Source organism: Caldanaerobacter sp. (genome assembly GCF_049701115.1).
GTDB lineage: Bacteria > Bacillota > Thermoanaerobacteria > Thermoanaerobacterales > Thermoanaerobacteraceae > Thermoanaerobacter.
The window spans coordinates 45080-64229 of record NZ_JBNATX010000006.1; the positions used below are offsets into that span (position 1 = coordinate 45080).

General features: G+C 39.6%; 37 protein-coding genes. All 37 read left to right on the top strand.

The genetic code is table 11. The features are described 5' to 3' along the window. Positions 1–4: 4 nt before the first annotated feature. Positions 5–637, top strand: a complete 633-nt coding sequence (gene rplC, locus ACPLVE_RS03625; RefSeq protein WP_424609909.1) for a 50S ribosomal protein L3 — start codon at positions 5–7, stop codon at positions 635–637. Between the two features lie 17 nt (positions 638–654). Further along, positions 655–1275 (top strand): 50S ribosomal protein L4, encoded by a 621-nt coding sequence (gene rplD, locus ACPLVE_RS03630; protein WP_424609911.1) that lies wholly within the window; start codon positions 655–657, stop codon positions 1273–1275. A gap of 1 nt (position 1276) precedes the next feature. Further along, entirely contained in the window at positions 1277–1567 is a 291-nt protein-coding gene (rplW, locus tag ACPLVE_RS03635) for a 50S ribosomal protein L23 (RefSeq protein ID WP_424609974.1), read from the top strand. Between the two features lie 23 nt (positions 1568–1590). Next, positions 1591–2418 (top strand): 50S ribosomal protein L2, encoded by an 828-nt coding sequence (gene rplB / locus ACPLVE_RS03640; RefSeq protein ID WP_424609913.1) that lies wholly within the window; start codon positions 1591–1593, stop codon positions 2416–2418. 19 nt (positions 2419–2437) lie between these two features. Next, a complete protein-coding gene (gene rpsS, locus ACPLVE_RS03645) occupies positions 2438–2719 on the top strand; it encodes a 30S ribosomal protein S19 (RefSeq protein WP_424609915.1) in 282 nt (93 codons plus the stop codon). Positions 2720–2738: 19 nt separating this feature from the next. After that, complete coding sequence (gene rplV, locus ACPLVE_RS03650) at positions 2739–3077, top strand: 50S ribosomal protein L22 (protein WP_424609917.1); 339 nt, start codon at positions 2739–2741, stop codon at positions 3075–3077. A 12-nt stretch (positions 3078–3089) separates the two neighbouring features. Next, positions 3090–3755, top strand: a complete 666-nt coding sequence (gene rpsC / locus ACPLVE_RS03655; RefSeq protein ID WP_424609919.1) for a 30S ribosomal protein S3 — start codon at positions 3090–3092, stop codon at positions 3753–3755. 4 nt (positions 3756–3759) lie between these two features. Next, a complete protein-coding gene (gene rplP, locus ACPLVE_RS03660) occupies positions 3760–4194 on the top strand; it encodes a 50S ribosomal protein L16 (RefSeq protein WP_424609920.1) in 435 nt (144 codons plus the stop codon). After that, positions 4184–4384, top strand: a complete 201-nt coding sequence (gene rpmC, locus ACPLVE_RS03665) for a 50S ribosomal protein L29 (RefSeq protein ID WP_011026330.1) — start codon at positions 4184–4186, stop codon at positions 4382–4384. The genes rplP and rpmC overlap by 11 nt, the downstream gene beginning before the upstream one ends. A gap of 15 nt (positions 4385–4399) precedes the next feature. After that, on the top strand, positions 4400–4654 hold the full coding sequence (rpsQ, locus tag ACPLVE_RS03670) for a 30S ribosomal protein S17 (protein ID WP_424609923.1): 255 nt from the start codon (positions 4400–4402) through the stop codon (positions 4652–4654). Between the two features lie 21 nt (positions 4655–4675). Then, complete coding sequence (gene rplN, locus ACPLVE_RS03675; RefSeq protein ID WP_011026328.1) at positions 4676–5044, top strand: 50S ribosomal protein L14; 369 nt, start codon at positions 4676–4678, stop codon at positions 5042–5044. A 12-nt stretch (positions 5045–5056) separates the two neighbouring features. Next, complete coding sequence (gene rplX / locus ACPLVE_RS03680; RefSeq protein WP_424609925.1) at positions 5057–5380, top strand: 50S ribosomal protein L24; 324 nt, start codon at positions 5057–5059, stop codon at positions 5378–5380. 24 nt (positions 5381–5404) lie between these two features. Further along, positions 5405–5944, top strand: coding sequence for a 50S ribosomal protein L5 (rplE, locus tag ACPLVE_RS03685; RefSeq protein ID WP_424609927.1), 540 nt, complete (start codon positions 5405–5407; stop codon positions 5942–5944). A gap of 17 nt (positions 5945–5961) precedes the next feature. Continuing rightward, complete coding sequence (locus ACPLVE_RS03690) at positions 5962–6147, top strand: type Z 30S ribosomal protein S14 (RefSeq protein WP_424609929.1); 186 nt, start codon at positions 5962–5964, stop codon at positions 6145–6147. Positions 6148–6167: 20 nt separating this feature from the next. Beyond that, positions 6168–6566 carry a 30S ribosomal protein S8 gene (gene rpsH, locus ACPLVE_RS03695; protein WP_424609930.1) on the top strand — a complete coding sequence of 133 codons (399 nt, stop codon included), beginning with the start codon at positions 6168–6170 and terminating at the stop codon, positions 6564–6566. A gap of 30 nt (positions 6567–6596) precedes the next feature. Next, complete coding sequence (rplF, locus tag ACPLVE_RS03700; protein WP_424609932.1) at positions 6597–7139, top strand: 50S ribosomal protein L6; 543 nt, start codon at positions 6597–6599, stop codon at positions 7137–7139. 11 nt (positions 7140–7150) lie between these two features. Further along, entirely contained in the window at positions 7151–7516 is a 366-nt protein-coding gene (gene rplR / locus ACPLVE_RS03705) for a 50S ribosomal protein L18 (protein ID WP_424609933.1), read from the top strand. Positions 7517–7531: 15 nt separating this feature from the next. Next, positions 7532–8035 (top strand): 30S ribosomal protein S5, encoded by a 504-nt coding sequence (gene rpsE, locus ACPLVE_RS03710; protein WP_011026321.1) that lies wholly within the window; start codon positions 7532–7534, stop codon positions 8033–8035. A gap of 26 nt (positions 8036–8061) precedes the next feature. Continuing rightward, a complete protein-coding gene (gene rplO, locus ACPLVE_RS03715; protein ID WP_424609936.1) occupies positions 8062–8505 on the top strand; it encodes a 50S ribosomal protein L15 in 444 nt (147 codons plus the stop codon). A gap of 1 nt (position 8506) precedes the next feature. Beyond that, positions 8507–9763: a preprotein translocase subunit SecY gene (secY, locus tag ACPLVE_RS03720; protein ID WP_424609938.1), complete on the top strand. Its 1257-nt coding sequence runs from the start codon at positions 8507–8509 to the stop codon at positions 9761–9763. Positions 9764–9776: 13 nt separating this feature from the next. Then, positions 9777–10442, top strand: coding sequence for an adenylate kinase (locus tag ACPLVE_RS03725; protein ID WP_424609940.1), 666 nt, complete (start codon positions 9777–9779; stop codon positions 10440–10442). Continuing rightward, complete coding sequence (gene map / locus ACPLVE_RS03730; protein WP_424609942.1) at positions 10429–11175, top strand: type I methionyl aminopeptidase; 747 nt, start codon at positions 10429–10431, stop codon at positions 11173–11175. The genes ACPLVE_RS03725 and map overlap by 14 nt, the downstream gene beginning before the upstream one ends. A 15-nt stretch (positions 11176–11190) precedes the next feature. Continuing rightward, positions 11191–11457 carry an RNA-binding protein gene (locus ACPLVE_RS03735; protein ID WP_424609976.1) on the top strand — a complete coding sequence of 89 codons (267 nt, stop codon included), beginning with the start codon at positions 11191–11193 and terminating at the stop codon, positions 11455–11457. A gap of 24 nt (positions 11458–11481) precedes the next feature. Next, positions 11482–11700, top strand: a complete 219-nt coding sequence (gene infA, locus ACPLVE_RS03740) for a translation initiation factor IF-1 (RefSeq protein ID WP_011026315.1) — start codon at positions 11482–11484, stop codon at positions 11698–11700. A 19-nt stretch (positions 11701–11719) separates the two neighbouring features. Next, entirely contained in the window at positions 11720–11833 is a 114-nt protein-coding gene (gene rpmJ / locus ACPLVE_RS03745) for a 50S ribosomal protein L36 (RefSeq protein WP_011026314.1), read from the top strand. A gap of 11 nt (positions 11834–11844) precedes the next feature. Continuing rightward, complete coding sequence (rpsM, locus tag ACPLVE_RS03750; protein WP_424609945.1) at positions 11845–12210, top strand: 30S ribosomal protein S13; 366 nt, start codon at positions 11845–11847, stop codon at positions 12208–12210. Positions 12211–12232: 22 nt separating this feature from the next. Next, positions 12233–12625 carry a 30S ribosomal protein S11 gene (rpsK, locus tag ACPLVE_RS03755; RefSeq protein ID WP_424609947.1) on the top strand — a complete coding sequence of 131 codons (393 nt, stop codon included), beginning with the start codon at positions 12233–12235 and terminating at the stop codon, positions 12623–12625. Between the two features lie 12 nt (positions 12626–12637). Further along, positions 12638–13258, top strand: a complete 621-nt coding sequence (rpsD, locus tag ACPLVE_RS03760) for a 30S ribosomal protein S4 (RefSeq protein ID WP_424609949.1) — start codon at positions 12638–12640, stop codon at positions 13256–13258. Positions 13259–13304: 46 nt separating this feature from the next. Then, the gene (locus ACPLVE_RS03765; protein WP_424609951.1) at positions 13305–14252 is read left to right on the top strand and encodes a DNA-directed RNA polymerase subunit alpha; all 948 of its coding nucleotides are present in this window, start codon (positions 13305–13307) and stop codon (positions 14250–14252) included. A gap of 13 nt (positions 14253–14265) precedes the next feature. Further along, a complete protein-coding gene (gene rplQ, locus ACPLVE_RS03770; RefSeq protein ID WP_424609953.1) occupies positions 14266–14604 on the top strand; it encodes a 50S ribosomal protein L17 in 339 nt (112 codons plus the stop codon). Positions 14605–14672: 68 nt separating this feature from the next. Further along, positions 14673–15506 carry an energy-coupling factor transporter ATPase gene (locus ACPLVE_RS03775; protein WP_424609955.1) on the top strand — a complete coding sequence of 278 codons (834 nt, stop codon included), beginning with the start codon at positions 14673–14675 and terminating at the stop codon, positions 15504–15506. Next, a complete protein-coding gene (locus ACPLVE_RS03780) occupies positions 15497–16357 on the top strand; it encodes an energy-coupling factor transporter ATPase (RefSeq protein WP_424609957.1) in 861 nt (286 codons plus the stop codon). The genes ACPLVE_RS03775 and ACPLVE_RS03780 overlap by 10 nt, the downstream gene beginning before the upstream one ends. Continuing rightward, the gene (locus ACPLVE_RS03785) at positions 16350–17156 is read left to right on the top strand and encodes an energy-coupling factor transporter transmembrane component T family protein (RefSeq protein ID WP_424609958.1); all 807 of its coding nucleotides are present in this window, start codon (positions 16350–16352) and stop codon (positions 17154–17156) included. Before ACPLVE_RS03780 ends, ACPLVE_RS03785 begins: the two co-directional genes overlap by 8 nt. Position 17157: 1 nt before the next feature. Then, entirely contained in the window at positions 17158–17892 is a 735-nt protein-coding gene (truA, locus tag ACPLVE_RS03790) for a tRNA pseudouridine(38-40) synthase TruA (RefSeq protein ID WP_424609960.1), read from the top strand. A 72-nt stretch (positions 17893–17964) separates the two neighbouring features. Further along, positions 17965–18393 (top strand): 50S ribosomal protein L13, encoded by a 429-nt coding sequence (rplM, locus tag ACPLVE_RS03795; RefSeq protein WP_424609962.1) that lies wholly within the window; start codon positions 17965–17967, stop codon positions 18391–18393. A 17-nt stretch (positions 18394–18410) separates the two neighbouring features. Continuing rightward, complete coding sequence (rpsI, locus tag ACPLVE_RS03800) at positions 18411–18803, top strand: 30S ribosomal protein S9 (RefSeq protein WP_424609964.1); 393 nt, start codon at positions 18411–18413, stop codon at positions 18801–18803. Positions 18804–18961: 158 nt separating this feature from the next. Next, on the top strand, positions 18962–19150 hold a 189-nt coding region (locus ACPLVE_RS03805), incomplete at its 3' end, for a hypothetical protein (RefSeq protein WP_424609966.1).

Sequence of the window (19150 nt, forward strand, 5' to 3'; positions counted from 1 at the left end):
AGAAATGAAAAAAGGTATCTTAGGTAGAAAACATGGGATGACGCAGATTTTTGATGAAAAAGGAGAGGTCATTCCTGTTACAGTAATTGAAGCTGGACCTTGTGTAGTGGTTCAGAAAAAAACAGAAGACAAAGATGGCTACAATGCTATTCAAGTGGGATTTGGAGATATCAGTGAGAAAAGAGTTAATAAACCTCTTTTAGGTCATTTTAAGAAAGCAGGAGTTGCTCCTAAAAAGTATTTAAGAGAGTTTAGATTAGATGATATAAGCGGTTATGAGGTTGGGACAGAGATAAAGGTAGATATATTTAAACCAGGAGATAGAGTAGATGTTACAGGCATTTCAAAGGGTAAAGGATTTGCAGGCGTGATAAAAAGATATGGTGCCAGAAGAGGTCCTATGTCTCACGGTTCTAAATACCACAGGAGAGTAGGTTCGATGGGTGCTACTACAGATCCTGGTAGGACTTTAAAGGGCAAAAAAATGCCTGGACGCATGGGAGGAGAAAGAGTTACAATAAAAAATTTAGAAGTTGTTAAAGTAGATCCCGAACTTAATCTTTTAGTCATAAAAGGTTCAGTGCCAGGGCCAAAGGGTTCCTTGCTCATTATAAGGGATTCAGTAAAGAGCAAGTGAGGAAAGGAGGAAGAAGAATGCCGAAAGTACCAGTGTACAACGTCAATGGGGAACAAGTAGGGGAGATAGAGCTAAAGGACTCAGTCTTTGGCGTTCCAGTAAATATGGCTGTCATGCATCAAGCAGTTGTCAATTATCTGGCGAATCAGAGACAAGGTACCCACTCCACTAAGACAAGAGGAGAAGTAAGAGGCGGTGGCAGAAAACCTTGGAGGCAAAAGGGAACAGGTAGAGCTCGACAGGGAAGTATAAGAGCGCCTCAGTGGATAAAGGGTGGAGTGGTTTTTGGGCCTAAGCCAAGAGATTATGGCTATAAATTGCCGAAAAAAGTTAAAAGATTGGCTCTGAAATCAGCCCTTTCTTCTAAGGTAAAGGACAATGAGATTATTGTTTTGGATGAACTTAAGTTAGAGCAGCCAAAGACAAAGAAAGTAGCAGAACTCTTGAAGAATTTTAATGCGAAGAGTGCTCTTATTGTTGTTCCTCAGGGTGAAAAGAATGTAGAGTTATCTACAAGGAATCTTCCAAATGCAAAGGCTATGTATGCTAATCTTCTTAACACTTACGATATTTTAAAATACGAAAAGTTCATCATAACAAAAGACGCTGTAGCTATAGTGGAGGAGGTGTTTGCTTAAGATGGAAGCCCGTGATATAATAATTCGACCTGTGATAACAGAAAAAAGTATGGGTTTGATGGGGGATAGAAAATATACCTTTATTGTAGACAAGAGAGCTAACAAAATCGAAATCAAAAAGGCGGTTGAAGAAATATTTGGTGTTAAGGTTGAAAAAGTGTACACAATGAATTATAAGGGTAAGCCCAAAAGAATGGGTAAATACGAAGGTAGGACCGAATCCTACAAAAAAGCTATAGTAAAACTTACGCCAGACAGTAAAGGAATAGAGTTCTTCGAAGGATTACAGTAATTTACCTTGAAGGAGGGAAGAAAATGGGAATTAAGGCGTATAAACCCACATCTCCAGGCCGCCGTCAAATGACGGTTTTGACGTTTGAAGAGGTTACAAAAAAAGAACCAGAGAAATCCTTGTTGGCGCCTTTGAAGAAAAAAGCGGGTAGAAATGTGTATGGAAGAATTACCGTAAGGCATAGAGGAGGCGGCCATAAAAGGAGATACAGAATAATAGATTTCAAAAGGGATAAAGATGGTATTCCGGGCAAAGTAGCTGCTATTGAATACGATCCAAATAGAACTGCTTTTATTGCTCTTATTCACTATGCAGATGGTGAGAAAAGATATATAATAGCGCCTCATGGATTAAAAGTTGGAGATGTGATCGAATCAGGAGAAAATGTAGATATAAAGGTGGGCAACGCATTGCCCTTAAGAAACATTCCTGTCGGTACAATAGTCCATAATATAGAGCTTATACCCGGGAAAGGTGGACAGTTGGTAAGAGCGGCAGGGGCTGCTGCGCAGCTTATGGCAAAAGAGGGCGACTATGTTCATATAAGGATGCCTTCCGGTGAAATAAGGCTTATAAACGCGAACTGCCGTGCTACAATCGGACAGGTTTCAAATATAGACCATGAGAACATCAAGATAGGTAAAGCAGGAAGGTCTAGATGGCTGGGGAGAAGGCCGGCAGTAAGAGGTTCAGCGATGAATCCAGTGGATCATCCTCATGGTGGTGGTGAAGGAAAGGCTCCTATCGGGCATCCAGGTCCATTAACACCCTGGGGTAAACCGGCATTGGGTTACAAGACAAGGAAGAAAGGGAAAGCTTCCGATAAATTCATAATAAAAAGGCGCAAATAGCTGAAAGGAGGTTAGTGCCTTGAGCAGATCGGTAAAAAAAGGTCCTTTCGTAGATCCTAAACTTTTAAAAAAGATAATTGAGATGAACAAGAAGAACGAAAAAAAGGTGATTAAAACGTGGTCCAGAGATTCAACAATTATACCTGAAATGGTGGGCCATACTATAGCAGTGCACGATGGTAGGAAGCATGTTCCTGTTTATATAACGGAAGCCATGGTAGGACATAAATTAGGTGAATTTGCACCAACGCGTACCTTCCGTGGTCATGCGGGTTCTGAAAAGACTACGAAGGTAAAATAGGGCGAAAGGAGGAGATACCGTGGAAGCAAGAGCGATAGCCAGATATGTGCGGATTTCGCCTCGCAAAGCAAGGTTGGTTTTAAACCTTATTCGTGGGAAACATGTAGATGAGGCGCTAGCTATTTTGAAATTTACGCCTAAAAAGGCTTCTAAAATAGTGGAGAAAGTTCTCAAATCAGCGATTGCTAATGCAGAGAATAATCATAACATGAATCGAGATAGTTTGTACGTTGCTAAGGCTGTGGCAGATGAAGGACCAGTTATGAAGAGAGTCTTACCGAGGGCTATGGGAAGAGCGGATATAATGAGGAGAAGAACCAGTCATATTACCATAGTCGTTAAGGAAAAGGAAGAGTAAGGAGGGATATGCGTGGGACAAAAGGTACACCCTTATGGACTTAGAGTCGGAGTTACAAAAGATTGGCTTGCTAAATGGTACGCCAAAGACAAAGATTTTCCAAATATTTTGGTAGAAGATATAAAAATAAGGAATTATATAAAAGAAAAACTGTATGCAGCGGGTATTCCGCAGATAATTATTGAAAGGGCTTCTAACAGGATAAAAATAGACATACATGCAGCAAAGCCTGGAATGGTGATAGGAAAAGGCGGTACAGGGGTAGATAGGCTAAGAGAAGAACTGGAGAAAATGACAGGTAAGACCGTGATTTTAAACATAATAGAAGTTAAAACCCCTGAACTTAGTGCGCAACTTGTAGCAGAAAATATTGCTGCTCAGATTGAAAAGAGAATTTCTTACAGGAGGGCTATGAAACAAGCTATAGCAAGAGCTATGAAGCTTGGAGCAAAAGGCATTAAGATTGCATGTTCTGGAAGGCTTGCTGGCGCAGAAATTGCGAGAACAGAGAGGTATCATGAAGGAGTAGTGCCACTTCAAACTTTAAGGGCAGACATAGATTATGGTTTTGCAGAGGCGAATACTACTTACGGTAAAATAGGTGTTAAAGTATGGATAAATAAAGGAGAGATACTGCCACAGCCTAAAAAGCAGGTAACAGCGGAAGGAGGTAAGTAAAACAATGTTAATGCCCAAAAGAGTAAAATACAGAAAGCAGCAACGCGGCAGAATAAAAGGTAATGCTACTCGCGGAAATACTCTGACCTATGGAGAATATGGGCTTCAAGCTTTAGAACCTGGATGGATTACCGCCACTCAGATAGAGGCTGCGAGAGTTGCAATGACCAGGTATATTAAAAGAGGAGGAAAGGTTTGGATTAAAATTTTCCCGGATAAGCCTGTGACAAAGAAGCCAGCAGAGACACGTATGGGTTCTGGTAAGGGTTCTCCGGAATTTTGGGTAGCTGTTGTAAAACCGGGGAGAGTCCTTTTTGAGATAGGTGGAGTTTCTGAAGATGTTGCAAAGGAAGCCTTGCGATTAGCCATGCATAAACTCCCCATCAAGACAAAGTTTTTAAAACGCGAAGAATCGGGTGGTGAAAGCAATGAAAGCTAAGGAAATAAGGGAACTTTCAAATGAAGAATTGCAACAGAAGTTGTCAGAGCTCAAGGCGGAACTTTTTAACTTGAGATTCCAACTTGCGACGGGTCAGCTTGACAATCCTATGAGGATAAGAGATGTTAGAAAGACGATCGCAAGGATTAAAACAATATTAAGAGAAAGGGAACTTGGGATTAAGAGATAGAAGGGAGGGTTTCACTTGGAAAGGGGACAGAGAAAAGTAAGAATTGGTACAGTAGTCAGCAATAAAATGCAGAAAACCATAGTAGTGGCGGTGGAAGATAAATTTAGACATCCTCTTTATGGTAAAATCGTTAAAAGGACTAAAAAATACAAAGTTCACGATGAAAATAACATCTGCAATGTAGGGGATGTTGTAAAGATAATGGAAACGAGGCCTCTTAGTAAGGAAAAAAGGTGGAGATTAGTTGAAATCATAAAGAAAGCGGATTAAATTTGAAGGGAGGTAATTACGATGATTCGCCCTCAAACACGGTTAAAAGTTGCTGATAATACCGGCGCAAAAGAGATAATGTGCATTCGCTTATTAGGCGGTTCAAATAGAAAGTATTCTAATGTTGGAGATATAATAGTCGCTTCTGTAAAGAGTGCAACACCCGGTGGGGTTGTAAAAAAAGGAGAAGTTGTAAAAGCGGTGATTGTGCGTACTAAAAAAGGGATTGCCAGAAAAGATGGCACCTATATAAGGTTTGACGACAATGCTGCTGTTATAATAAGAGATGATAAGCAGCCAAGAGGGACTCGTATTTTTGGACCAGTGGCAAGGGAATTGAGAGACAAAGATTTCATGAAGATCATTTCTTTGGCTCCTGAAGTGCTGTGAGGAGGGTTGAAAATGGCACAGAATAAGTTGCATGTCAAAAAAGGTGACATGGTTGTAGTGATATCCGGTAAAGATAAGGGCAAAAAAGGCAGAGTACTGCAGGCTTTTCCTAAAGAGGGGAAAGTCATTGTTGAAGGCGTAAATGTGGTAACCAAGCATAGAAAAGCGACAAGCCCGCAGAAGCCTGGTGGAATCATCCATCAGGAGGCTCCTATACACAGCTCAAAAGTCATGCTTTACTGCGAAAACTGCGGAAGAGGAGTAAGATATGGCGTAAAAATACTAGAAAATGGTGAAAAAATTCGTTACTGTAAGAGGTGCGGTGAGACCCTATAATTTACTTGAGGAAGGAGGCGCGTTATGTCTAGGTTGAGAGAGAAGTACGAAAAAGAGGTCGTTCCAGCGTTGATGGAAAAGTTCGGCTACAAAAATATAATGCAGGTACCAAAATTAGAAAAAGTAGTAATAAACATAGGTGTCGGCGAAGCCAAAGAAAATCCGAAAGCATTAGAAGCTGCTATGAACGACCTTATGATGATATCGGGCCAGAAACCAGTTGTTACTAGAGCTAAAAAGTCTATATCTAACTTCAAAATAAGAAAGGGCATGCCTATTGGTGTGAAAGTTACCTTAAGAAGAGAGAGAATGTACGAGTTTTTAGATAAACTTTTCAATATAGCTTTACCTCGCGTCAGGGACTTTAAGGGAGTTTCACCTGATTCTTTTGATGGGAGAGGGAATTACGCATTAGGAGTTAGGGAACAGCTAATTTTCCCAGAAATTGATTATGACAAGATTGATAAAGTAAGAGGAATGGATATAATAATTGTCACTACTGCTAAAACTGACGAAGAAGCGAAGGCGCTTTTAGAGCTTTTGGGTATGCCATTTGCAAAATAAAAGGAGGGTAGCGATAAATGGCGAGGAAGGCATTAGTTGTAAAACAGCAAAAACCTCAAAAATATAAAACCAGAGAATACAATCGCTGCAAAATATGTGGCAGGTCTCGTGGATACCTAAGAAAATTTGGCATGTGCCGTCTCTGCTTCAGAAAATATGCCCATCAGGGACTTATCCCTGGTGTCAAAAAAGCTAGCTGGTAATAGAGGGGAGGTAATAGAAAATGGTTATGACAGATCCTATTGCTGATATGCTTACAAGGATAAGAAATGCGAACATGGCAAGACATGAAACAGTAGAAATTCCCTCATCGAAGATGAAGAAAGCAATTGCTATGATCCTTTTAAAAGAGGGATTTGTCAAGGCAGTGGAAGAAATAGATGATGGGAAAGGTGGAATTTTGAAGATTACTCTAAAATATGGTCCTAACAAAGAAAGAGTTATATCAGGACTTAAGAGGATAAGCAAACCCGGTCTTAGGGTATACGCAAAGCACGATGAATTGCCTAGAGTTTTAGGTGGTCTGGGAATAGCTATAATATCAACTTCAAAGGGGATAATGACGGATAAAGAAGCGAGGAAAGAAGGGCTTGGAGGAGAAGTTATCTGCTACGTATGGTGATTTTAAACGAAGAGGTAGGAGGTGTGACAGGTGTCTAGAATTGGCAGATTACCAATACCGATACCAAAAGGAGTAGAAGTCAAGGTAAGTCCAGATAATGTAGTAACTGTAAAAGGTGTTAAAGGCACTCTCGAGAAAAAATTTCCACCTATTGTAAATATAGAGGTAAAAGATGGAGAAATAATTGTAACTAGAAAAAGCGATGAAAAAGAGGAAAAAGCAATGCACGGCACCACGAGAGCTATAATAGCCAATATGGTAAAAGGAGTTACGGAAGGTTTTGAAAAAGCGCTGGAGATCGTTGGGGTTGGATATCGTGCCTCAAAGCAAGGCAAGAAGTTGGTTTTAAACGTTGGATATTCTCATCCTGTTGAAATAGAAGAAGAGCCTGGAATTGAAATAGTCGTGGAGGGTAATAACAGGATTATAGTAAGAGGTGCCGACAAAGAAAGAGTAGGTCAGATAGCTGCTAACATAAGGAGAGTAAGAGAGCCCGATGCATATCAAGGCAAAGGCATAAGATATGTTGGAGAAGTTGTCAGACTAAAAGAAGGTAAAACTGGTAAGAAATAAGGGGTGAGAGAATGATTATAAAGCCGAGCAGGAATGAACTTAGAAAAAAACGTCATTTAAGAGTTAGGAAAAAGGTTTTTGGAACGCCTGAAAGACCGCGATTGAATGTTTACAAGAGTTTAAAGCACATATATGCCCAAATCATTGATGATACAAAAGGCCATACGCTGGTTTCAGCGTCAACTTTAGACCCAGAACTTAAAGATGTTGCCAAAGGCGCAAATAAGCAGTCAGCTAAGCTGGTTGGAGAGCTAATTGCTAAGAGAGCCTTAGAAAAAGGGATAAAAGATGTGGTATTTGACAGAGGCGGCTATCTTTATCATGGCGTTATAAAGGAACTAGCCGATGCTGCGCGACAAGCAGGTCTAAATTTCTAACAAGGAGGGAAATGAATGGCTCGGGTTGACTGGACAAAGCTAAATTTAAAAGAAAGAGTGGTAAGCATAAACCGTGTTTCAAAAGTTGTGAAAGGTGGTAAAAACTTTAGATTCAGCGTAACTGTTGTAGTTGGAGACCCGGACAAGGGCTATGTAGGAGTAGGAAGAGGAAAAGCAGCCGAAATTCCTGATGCTATAAGAAAAGCCATTGAAGATGCTAAAAAGCACTTGATAAAGGTTCCTGTTGTAGGTACTACAATTCCTCATGAGGTAATAGGCGAGTTTGGTGCGGGTAAGGTTTTATTAAAGCCGGCAAGGGAAGGTACAGGGGTCATTGCAGGAGGCCCTGTAAGAGCGGTACTAGAGTCTGCCGGTATTAGAGATGTTCTCAGTAAATCTCTGGGTTCTTCCAATGCCACCAACATGGTTTATGCTACTATAGAGGGGTTGAAAAGGCTTAAAACAGCTGAAGAAGTAGCAAGGCTAAGAGGAATTCCTGTGCATCAATTATTTGAATAAGCAATCTATTATTGGGAGGTGGCAAAATGAGACTACACGATTTAAAACCAGCTGAAGGTTCCACGAAAAAGAAAAAGAGAGTTGGAAGAGGAATAGGCTCTGGTCACGGTAAAACTTCTGGGAGAGGTCATAAAGGACAGAATGCGAGAAGCGGGGGTGGGGTGCGACCGGGATTTGAAGGCGGACAAATGCCCCTTACAAGGAGAATACCCAAGAGAGGTTTTACCAATATATTCAAGAAAGAGTATGCTATAGTGAATGTCGGGACATTGGAAGAGAGGTTTGAAGATGGAGCAGAGATTACTCCCGAGGTTTTGATAGATAATGGGATAATTAAAGATGTAAAGGATGGAGTCAAAATTTTAGGGGATGGGGAACTTACTAAAAAGTTTACTGTAAAGGCCCATAAATTCAGTCAAAGCGCTTTGGAGAAGATACAAGCCGTTGGGGGAAAGGCAGAGGTGATATAGAGTGTTTCAAACCCTTGTAAATGCGTGGAAAGTTGATGATATAAGAAGGCGAATACTCTATACCTTGGGGATGCTGGTTATATTTAGATTAGGGTCGCACATTCCTGTGCCAGGGATAGATCCGAAGCAAATTGCAAATATTTTGGGGCAGGGACAGTTGTTTGGTTTTTTTGACATAATTTCTGGTGGTGCTTTCCGTAATTTTACAATTTTTGCCATGAGCATAATCCCCTATATAAACGCATCCATTATAATGCAACTTTTGACAATTGCTATTCCTTCGATAGAACAACTGGCGAAGGAAGGAGAAGAAGGCAGAAAGAAGATTGCACAATACACACGTTATTTGACGGTTGTACTTGCTTTGATACAGGCTATAGGAATGACTATTGGCTTAAAAAGTGCGGTTATAAATCCTACCTTTTTTAGATTGACGGTAATTGTCATAACTCTTACAGCTGGTACTACTTTCTTGATGTGGTTAGGAGAAAGGATTACGGAAAATGGGCTGGGAAATGGTAGTTCTTTGATAATTTTTGCAGGGATAATTTCAAGAATTCCTAACATGATATATTTAACCCATGAATATATAAAGGCGGGCACAGCCAATATATTCGGTGCTATTGCATTTTTATTGGCAGAGCTTATCATGATTGTGCTTATAATTCTTGCTACAGAAGGGCAGAGAAGAATACCGGTTCAATACGCTAAAAGAGTTGTAGGCAGGAGAGTATATGGTGGACAAAGCACTCACATTCCAATAAGAGTAAACATGGCAGGGGTTATACCTATAATATTTGCTATATCTTTGTTACAGTTTCCACAGCAGTTAGCGACGTTTTTCCCTCACTCTTCTTTCTACAATTTTGTTCAGAGGTGGCTGAGCACAAGCGGGCTCATATACAACCTTTTAGATGTATTTTTGATAATAGGCTTCACTTATTTCTACACTGCAGTTATATTCAATCCTCAAGATGTCTCTGATAATCTAAAAAAATATGGAGGTTTTATTCCAGGTATAAGGCCTGGCAAACCCACCACAGATTATCTTACTAAAGTTTTGAACAGGATGGTATTTGTAGGAGGGCTTTTCTTGGCGTTTATAGCTACTATGCCTGTTGTTTTGATGAATGCAACGGGGTTGCAGCTTTACTTTGGGGGAACAGCTTTGTTAATAGCCGTTGGTGTAGCTTTAGATACAATGAAGCAGATAGAAGGACACTTGATTATGAGAAACTATCAGGGATTCTTGAAGTAAAGGGGGAGAAATTATGAGGATAGTGCTTTTGGGACCCCCAGGCGCAGGAAAAGGGACCCAGGCGCTAAAGATTGCTAAGGAGTTTGACATTCCTCATATATCTACGGGTGATATATTTAGACAAAATTTAAAGGATAATACAGAATTAGGACGATTAGCAAAAGAATATATGGATAAAGGAATTTTGGTCCCCGATGAAGTAACAAATAGAATAGTAGAAGACAGGCTTAAGAGGGAGGATTGCAGAAAAGGATTTTTATTGGACGGATACCCACGCAATATACCCCAGGCAGAGGAGTTGGATAAGTTCCTTGAAGAGATAGGAGAACCTCTGACTGCCGTTTTAAACATCCAAGTAAACAGGGAAGAGTTGATAGAAAGAATAACGGGGAGAAGAGTATGCCCTGTATGTGGAGCTACCTATCACGTAAAGACTTCTCCTCCAAAGGTAGATAATATATGTGATAGGTGTGGCAGTGAACTTATTCAGAGGTCGGACGACAAGTTAGAATCTGTGGTAAAAAGGTTAGAGGTGTATGAAAAGGAGACAAAACCCTTGATTGATTACTATACGAAAAAAGGGATTTTACTAAACATTGACGGGAATAGATCGATTGACGAGGTGTTTGAAGACATAAAAAAGGCCTTGTTAGGAGATAGGAGAGATGATATACATTAAATCTGAAAAAGAAATTGAACTCATGAGAGTAGCTGGGAAAGTGATAGCTAACCTTTTTGAGGTTTTGGAAAAAGCTATAAAGCCAGGTGTTACTACTCTGGAACTTGATAGAATTGCAGAAGAGTTTATAATAAAAAATGGATGCATTCCTGCCTTTAAAGGTCTTTATGGTTTTCCTGCCAGCATTTGTGCATCTGTGAATGATGAAGTAGTTCATGGGATACCTAGTTTAAGAAGGCTTAAAGAAGGCGATATTATAAGTATAGACTTGGGAGCAAATTACAAAGGTTATAATGCAGACGCTGCGAGGACTTTCCCTGTAGGAGAAATATCTGATGAAGCAAAGAGGCTTATTGAAGTTACAAAGAACAGCTTTTTTGAGGGAATAAAGTACGCTAAAGAGGGTAATAGGTTGACAGATATTTCTCATGCGATCCAGGTATATGTCGAAAGTCATGGTTTTTCTGTGGTAAGAGATTATGTAGGACATGGCATAGGAAGAAAAATGCATGAAGACCCTCAAATTCCTAATTTTGGCCCGCCAGGTAGGGGACCAAGGCTTAAGCGAGGTATGACCCTTGCCATAGAGCCAATGGTGAATGCAGGTCATTACTCTGTTAGGACTTTAGAAGACAACTGGACAGTCGTAACAGTGGATGGCAGTCTTTCGGCTCATTATGAAAACACGATTGTAATTACAGAAGGAGAGCCGGAGATACTGACCATTTTGTAAGAGGTGAAGAGATTAATGGACGATTTAGAACTTGGCCAGATAGTGAGGAGTAAAGCTGGTCGGGACAAAGGACGAGTGTTTGTTGTGGTAGGAAAAGTAGATGAACAGCACGTTTTAATTGCTGACGGGGACCTCAGAAAGATCGAAAAACCCAAGAAAAAGAAATATAAACATTTGCAGAAATACAACGAGATAATCAATGAAGTAAGAGAAAAACTCAAAAAAGGTGAAACATTAACAAATGAAGAAATTAGGAAGTTGTTAGAGCCTTATAAATCCTGAGGCGGTAAGGAGGAATGGATATCCTTGGCAAAAGATGATGTTATTGAAGTTGAGGGGACAGTTATTGAAGCTTTACCGAATGCCATGTTTCAAGTACAATTAGATAATGGACACAAAGTATTAGCTCATGTTTCAGGCAAGCTTAGAATGAATTTTATAAGAATCCTACCAGGAGACAGAGTAAAAGTAGAATTATCCCCTTATGACCTAACGCGTGGTAGAATTGTATGGCGCGGAAAGTAAGAAAAGGAGGTTGCTTAGGATGAAGGTTAGACCGTCTGTTAAAAAGATGTGCGAAAAATGTAAAATCATAAAGAGAAAAGGAAGAGTAATGGTAATTTGTGAAAATCCTAAACACAAGCAAAAACAAGGCTAGGAGGTGTTAAGATGGCGAGGATTGCCGGTGTTGACTTGCCAAGAGATAAAAGAGTTGAGATTGCTCTTACCTATATATACGGTATAGGCCGCTCTCGTTCAAAGGAGATACTGGCTAAAGCAGGAGTAAATCCTGATACGAGAGTAAGGGATCTGACAGAGGATGAGGTTTCAAAGTTGAGAGAGATTATAGAGAAAGAGTACAAAGTAGAAGGTGACCTGAGAAAAGAAGTAGCTATGAACATAAAAAGATTGATAGACATTGGTTGTTACAGAGGTATAAGACATAAACTTGGCTTGCCTGTGAGAGGGCAAAGGACCAGAACCAATGCCAGAACGAGAAAAGGTCCGAGAAAAACTGTTGCGAAGAAGAAGTAACTTTCTTTAAGGAGGGGAAAAGATGGCCAAGCGAGTAAAAAGAGCCGGAAGAAGGCGTGAAAAAAAGCATGTAGAAAGAGGTATCGCTCACATTCATTCTACCTTTAATAATACGATTGTAACAATAACTGACCCGGCAGGAAATACAATTGCATGGGCTAGTGCGGGTACAGTCGGATTTAAAGGCTCAAGAAAGTCTACTCCATTTGCTGCTCAGATGGCCGCAGAATCTGCTGCAAAAGCGGCAATGGATCAAGGAATGAGAACAGTAGATGTGTATGTGAAGGGGCCAGGAGCAGGGCGAGAAGCTGCAATAAGGGCACTTCAGGCGGCGGGACTTGAGGTAAGCCTTATAAAAGATGTAACTCCAATACCTCACAATGGTTGCAGACCACCAAAGAGGAGAAGAGTATAAGGAGGTGTGATTATGGGAAGATACTTGGGGCCAAGCTGCAGGCTTTGCAGAAGAGAAGGGGTAAAATTATATCTAAAAGGAGAAAAATGTTATACAGATAAATGTCCACTTGTAAAGAGAAACTTTGCACCTGGACAGCACGGTCAGGAGAAGAAAAAGTTGACCCAGTATGCGATGCAGTTGAGAGAGAAGCAGAAGTTAAAAAGATATTACGGAATTTTAGAGGAACAGTTTGTAAGGTATTATGAAAAAGCTGAAAGAATGAAAGGAATAACTGGTGAGAATTTGTTGCAGCTTTTAGAAAGAAGGCTTGATAATGTAGTATATAGGCTGGGCTTTGCTGTGTCTCGTGCTCAGGCAAGGCAGCTAGTTAGCCATGGGCATATTGAGGTAAATGGAAAGAAAGTAGATATACCATCGTATTTAGTAAAGCCCGGCGATGTCATATCTATAAAAGAGAGCAGCCGGTCTATGGAGCTTATAAAGAACAATCTTGAGATGGGTAGAAATGTACCCGATTGGCTGGAGCTTAACAGGGATGCATTTGAAGGAAGAGTAATTTCAATGCCAAGAAGAGAGCATATAGATTTGCCTGTACAAGAACACCTTATTGTTGAGCTTTATTCTAAGTAATTGCTTCTGGTTACCCTCATAAAAGTGCAAAGGGAGGGTTTATAGAGTGTTTGAAATAATAGAGCCTAAAATAGAAATTGTAGAGCAATCAGAAGACGGCAGGTACGGTAAATTTGTGGTAGAGCCCCTGGAAAGAGGATATGGTATAACGCTGGGGAATTCTCTTAGGAGAGTTCTTTTATCCTCTATTCCAGGCGCTGCTCCTAAGTCTGTCAAGATCGATGGGGTACTCCACGAATTTTCTACTCTGCCAGGTGTGAAGGAAGATGTAGTTGAGATCATATTAAACTTAAAAGAAATCGCAGTAAAACTTCATTCTGACGAGCCAGTTATAGGAAGGATAGATGTAGAAGGAAAGGGAGAGGTTACAGCAGGTCACATAAAAGGGGGACCTGAATTAGAGATTTTAAATCCAGACCATCACATAGCGACGTTAAGTGATGATGGGAAAATACACATGGAGATCGTATTTGTTAAAGGAAAGGGATATGTGCCTGCTGAAAAAAACAAGGAACCAAACCAGCCTATAGGAGTAATCCCTGTGGATTCCATATTTACTCCTATTAGAAAAGTAAACTACACAGTAGAAGATACTCGAGTAGGACATGTTACAGATTATGACAAATTGACATTGGAAGTGTGGACAAATGGCACAATTACTCCCAAAGAAGCTGTAAGCATGGCTGCAGATATATTGATAAAATATTTCCAGAAATTTATCTCATTTACTGGAGAGTATAAAAGCCCTGACGTATTTGTAGAAAAGCAGGAAAGAAGAGTAGAAAAACCGCTCGATATGACTATAGAAGAACTGGACCTTTCAGTGAGGTCATATAACTGTCTCAAAAGAGCTGGAATAAATACGGTACAGGAGCTGACTCAGAAGACAGAAGAAGAAATGATGAAGATAAGAAATCTTGGCAAAAAATCTTTAGAAGAGGTCAAACAAAAACTTGCGGCACTTGGCCTTAGCCTCAAGAATTCTGACGAGTGAAGGAGGGTTTGAGATGAGCTATAGGAAATTGGGGCGTCCATCGGACCACAGAAGAGCCATGCTAAGAAATCTAGTTACAGATTTCTTGAGATATGAACGGATAACTACTACAGAAGCAAGAGCAAAAGAAGTACGCAAAATTGCAGAAAAAATGATTACTCTTGGGAAAAGAGGAGATCTGCATGCAAGGAGACAGGCGTTAGCTTATATATTAGACGAAAGCGTAGTAAAAAAGCTTTTTGATGATATTGCCCCAAGATATAAAGAGAGAAATGGAGGATACACCCGTATTTTCAAGTTAGGTCCTAGAAGAGGAGATGGAGCACCGCTTGCAGTCATTGAATTAGTTTAAGTATTGGGCAGGGGTTAAGTTTGTCTCCACAACTTAATCCCTATTTTTTGGCAAAGAAGGTGCTTTAAATGGCTTTCATAATTCGCACTCAAAACGTGTCTTTTTGCTATTCAGAAGGAGAAAGCAAGTCTCCGCCAGTGCTCAAGGATATAAATTTGCAATTTGAGAAGGGACAGTTTATTGGTATAATCGGTCATAATGGTTCTGGAAAATCTACTTTAGCGAAACACTTTAATGCACTTCTTTTGCCGACGAAAGGCAATGTTTATGTCAAGAATATGGATACTAAGGATGCGAAATATCTTTGGGATATAAGGCAAACGGCGGGATTGGTGTTTCAGAATCCAGACAATCAAATAGTTGCAGCAATAGTGGAAGAGGATGTGGCTTTTGGGCCAGAGAACCTGGGAATACCTCCAGAAGAGATAAGAAAAAGAGTGGAATATGCTTTAAAGGCTGTAGGTATGTGGGAATACAAAGATTTTCCTCCCCATATGCTTTCAGGTGGTCAAAAGCAGAGGGTAGCCATTGCGGGAATTATTGCCATGAAGCCGGAATGCATAGTTCTAGACGAACCTACTGCTATGTTAGATCCAATTGGGAGGAAAGAAGTAATCTCTACCATCAAAAAGCTCAATAAAGAGGAAGGGATTACAGTTATACTTATAACTCATTTTATGGAAGAAGTTGTAGATGCGGATAGAGTAATAGTGATGGATGATGGAAGAGTAGTTTTAGATGGAACACCAAGAGAGGTTTTTAAAGAGGTGGAATTTCTCAAAAAGATAGGGCTTGACGTTCCGCAAGTTACGGAATTGGCTCATCAACTAAAAAAAGAAGGAATAAATATTCCTTCTGATATTTTGACCATTGAAGAAATGGTGGAGTTCATATGCCGATAAAAGTAGAAAATGTAAGTTTCATATACAATGAAGGAACTCCATATGCTACGATAGCATTGGAAGACGTAAATTTTGAAATAGAAGACGAGGAATTTGTAGGAATTATTGGTCACACTGGTTCCGGAAAATCCACATTAATTCAGCAGTTAAATGGACTTTTAAAACCTAGCAGGGGAAAGATTTATATAAATGGCATAGATATCACTGATAAAAAGGTGAATTTGAAGGATATAAGGAAGCAAGTGGGATTGGTTTTTCAGTATCCAGAATATCAGCTTTTTGAAGAGACCGTGTTTAAAGATATAGCCTTTGGTCCTTCTAATTTGGGACTTAGCGAAGAAGAAATAAAAGAGAGAGTATACGAGGCAATGGAAATAGTTGGAATAAGCAGAGAATTGGCAAATAAATCACCTTTTGAATTATCTGGCGGTCAAAAAAGGCGAGTAGCGATTGCAGGGATTCTTGCAATGAGGCCCAGAATTTTGATACTTGACGAACCTACAGCCGGTTTAGACCCTAGGGGGAAACAGGAGATTTTAAATAAAATAAAAGAGATCCATGACAAATATAGGATGATAACAATTTTAGTATCTCATAGCATGGAAGATATAGCACGAATCGCAGATAAAATAATAGTGATGAACAAAGGTAAAATTGAGCTCATAGGAACTCCTAGAGAGGTTTTCAGGGAAGCTGAGAGATTGGAAAGAATTGGGCTTTCGGTTCCTCAAATTACTTCTTTGGCAAGGGAACTTAGGAAGCGTGGGGTACCAATACCGCCAGATGTTTTGACGATTGAGGAGGCAAAAGAATATATCCTTCGCTATCTCAGGGGGACAAAAAATGTTTAAGAATATAACTATTGGCCAATATATTCCTGGTGATTCGGCAATTCACAAATTAGACCCTAGGGTAAAAATCATAGTTACATTTATATTTATAATAGCCATCTTTTTCATAAACAAATTTTCTGGTTATATTTTTGCGATGCTTTACTTGTGGCTTATAATTGAGATTTCTAAAATACCATTTTCTTATGTTCTTAAAAGCTTAAGGCCTGTAATTGTGATACTTTTACTTACGGTGAGCTTAAACATGTTTTTTACTCCTGGGGGTACAGTTCTTTATACTTTAGGCCCTTTGAAGATTACTAGTGCAGGGTTAAAATTTGCTGTATTTATGGGTCTGAGGCTTATTTTCTTGATAATAGGGACTTCACTGCTTACATTGACAACCTCTCCCATTTCTCTTACAGATGGGTTGGAACATATTTTAAAGCCTTTTAGTAAAATCGGAGTGCCGGCCCATGAGCTTGCTATGATGATGACCATAGCCTTGAGATTTATACCTACCCTCATTGAAGAAGCAGAAAAAATAATGAAAGCGCAGATGGCGAGGGGAGCAGACTTTGAGAGTGGTAACATAATCAAAAGAGCAAAGGGACTGGTACCGCTTTTGGTTCCACTTTTCATCAGTGCTTTTAGGAGAGCAGATGAACTTGCAATCGCCATGGAATCCAGGTGTTATAGAGGGGGATTTAACAGAACCCGAATGAAAAAATTAGAGATTCACAAAAGAGACTATGTTGCTTTCATCATAACGAGCCTGGTTGTAGTATTGATCGTTTGGAATAGAAGTTGGGCGTGGTAATATGAAGAACATAATGCTTGTCATTGAATATGATGGAACTAATTACCATGGTTGGCAGTATCAAAAAAATGCCATAACTGTCCAAGAAGTAGTAGAAAAGGCCATAGAAAAGGTTACAGGAGAAAAGGTAAAGTTGATAGGGAGTAGTAGAACTGACACAGGGGTTCATGCCCTGTATCAGGTTGCTAATTTTAAGACTAAGACAAAGATTCCACCAGAAAAACTCCCCTATGCCCTAAATGCAGTGTTGCCAGAGGATGTAGTTATAGTCAAGGCTCAAGAAGTGGATAAATCGTTTCACGCCCGTTACAGTGCGAGGAGTAAAAGGTACAGGTATTTGATATTAAACAGACAATTTCCAATGCCTACAATGAGGAATTACTGCTGGCATGTGCCGTATCCCTTGGATGTTGAAGCGATGAAAAAGGCGAGTCTTTTTTTGAAGGGAACTCATGACTTTTCTGCTTTTAAAGCTTCTGGGACAAAAAAAGTTAATCCTATAAAGACTATCTATGATTTGACTGTAGAAAAAAATGGCGAAATAATAAAAATAGAAATAGAGGCAAATGGTTTTTTGTACAATATGGTAAGAATAATAGTAGGAACGCTCGTATATGTAGGGCTTGGGAAAATAAAGGTAGGAGATATTCCTGCCATTATAGAATCGAAAGACAGAACAAAGGCTGGTATAACAGCCCCTCCACAAGGTTTATACCTTATCAGAATCCTCTATTGACAGTTGATACACTGTGAATTAAAATATTAGTATGCGAAATTGCGAGCATAATTAAGGAGGTTGTAGATAAAAATGAAATCCTACATGGCTAAACCCAGTGATGTGGAAAGAAAATGGTTTGTTATAGATGCAGAAGGGAAAGTATTGGGTAGATTAGCAACCCAGATTGCTAAAATCTTGATGGGCAAACATAAGCCCACATACACTCCTCATGTGGATACAGGAGACTTTGTCGTGGTCATCAATGCTGATAAAGTAGTATTGACAGGTAATAAATTAGAAGACAAATATTATAAGTATTATACAGGTTATCCAGGTGGACTCAAACAGATCCAATACAAAAAACTGATGCAGACAAAACCTGAATTTGTAATATACCATGCTGTTAAAGGCATGTTGCCTAAAAATAGGTTAGGCAGAAGGATGATAAAGAGACTTAAAGTCTATAGAGGGCCTGAGCACAAACATCAAGCACAAAAGCCCGAAAAGCTGGATATATAATGAAAGGAGGCAGATTTATGGCTACAATTCAATACTATGGAACTGGGAGAAGGAAGGAAGCTGTAGCCAGGGTAAGACTTATGCCTGGTAAAGGTAATATAATTATAAACAACAAGTCGTTAGACGAGTATTTTCCTCTTGAGACTTTAAGGTACACTGTGAAGCAGCCGCTTATTTTAACTGAAACAATAGATAAATTTGATGTATACGTCAAAGTTTCAGGAGGAGGTCTTTCTGGTCAGGCAGGTGCTATAAGGCATGGTATAGCAAGAGCATTGGTAAAAGCAGATGCTGAGTTAAGACCGATTTTAAAGAAAGCTGGCTTCCTGACAAGAGATCCAAGAATGAAAGAAAGAAGAAAATATGGCCTCAAAAAAGCAAGAAAAGCGCCACAATTTTCAAAAAGATAAGAGCCTTTTACAGGCTCTTTTTATATTATCTTCTGTTCATTTCATGCGAAAAAAGAAGAACTATTTAGCATTCTTAAGCATTTAAGAGTTAATTAGAGAATATTATCAGATAAACTGGCAAAATGACAATATTTTTTGCTTGAGAGTGATAAAAAAACATGGTATATTATATTTCGTCGCTTGAACTTACAAGAGAAACAAAAGACTTGACAACAGCAAAAAGATTTGATATTATAAAAGAGCTCCTGATAAATAGATTTTTGAGGGACCTTGAAAAGTGGACAGCGAGGCAAGGTAAGGAAGTTTTAGAGGGATTAGCTGGAGAGTTTGATCCTGGCTCAGGACGA